The 1,087-nt window shown below is 62.5% G+C and carries 1 protein-coding gene; it reads left to right on the top strand.

Features of this window, described 5'->3' with window-relative positions:
• A partial coding sequence (locus HLH48_RS22790; RefSeq protein WP_182999724.1) for an IS1380 family transposase occupies positions 1-1,087 on the top strand: 1,087 nt, incomplete at both ends.

Here is a 1,087-nt window from a genome sequence, read left to right as displayed (position 1 = left end):
CCGGCTCATCGCCGATCCACGCAATCCGCGACGGGTGACACACGGCGTGGCTGATATTCTGCGTGCCCGCATACTGGCCATTGCCTGCGGCTATGAGGACGCCGACGACCTTGATCACCTGCGGAGCGATCCGGGTTTCAAGCTCGCCTGCGGACGACTGCCCGATACGGGGAGGGATCTGTGCTCGCAACCCACGATCTCGCGTTGGGAGAACGCCCCGACTTTGCGCGAGGTCATCCGCCTGACCTATGCCCTGGTCGATACGTGGTGCGACAGCTACGCCCGGCCACCCGTCGCGATGACGCTCGACATCGACGATACGGTCGATGTGGTGCATGGTCATCAGCAACTCGCCCTGTTCAACGCACATCATGACGAGCGGTGCTTTATGCCGATCCATGTTTACGATGCCGCTACCTCAAGGCCGGTTGCCATTGTCATTCGCCCGGGCAAGACCCCGTCCGGACAGGAAATTCGTGGTCACCTGCGTCGTCTGATACGCCGTATCCGCAGCCACTGGCCCAATACCCGGCTGACCTTGCGCGGGGATGGTCATTACGGACGTCCCGAAGTCATGGCCTGGTGCGAGGCACATGACGTCGATTACATCTTCGGCCTTGCGGGCAACAGAATACTGCACCGGCTTCTCGAACCTGCGGCCGATGATATCCGCGTCCGGCGCGCCGAGACGCAGGCACAGTCCCTGCGCGGCCATGCCGAAATCCGCTATGGCGCGAAATCCTGGAAGAAACAGCGGCGCGTGGCCGCCCGGATCGAAGCCACGACACGGGGTCTCGACATACGCTGCGTGGTGACCAGCCTGCGAGGCGGCAACGCCGAATGGCTCTACGATGCCCTCTACTGTGCCCGTGGACAGGCCGAAAACCTGATCAAGCTTCACAAGGGCCAACTGGCATCCGATCGCACGAGTTGTCGATCGCCACTGGCCAACCAGATCCGCCTGATCCTGCACACTGCCGCATACTGGCTGATGCTCACCCTGCGGGACGCCATCCCAGCCCCACAGCCGCTCGCCTCGGCCGAATTCACCACGTTACGAAATCGTCTCCTGAAAATCGCAGGACGC

The sequence above is a fragment of the Gluconacetobacter sacchari genome (genome assembly GCF_014174255.1).
Lineage (GTDB): Bacteria > Pseudomonadota > Alphaproteobacteria > Acetobacterales > Acetobacteraceae > Gluconacetobacter > Gluconacetobacter sacchari.
This window is presented reverse-complemented; position numbering and strand designations above follow the sequence as displayed.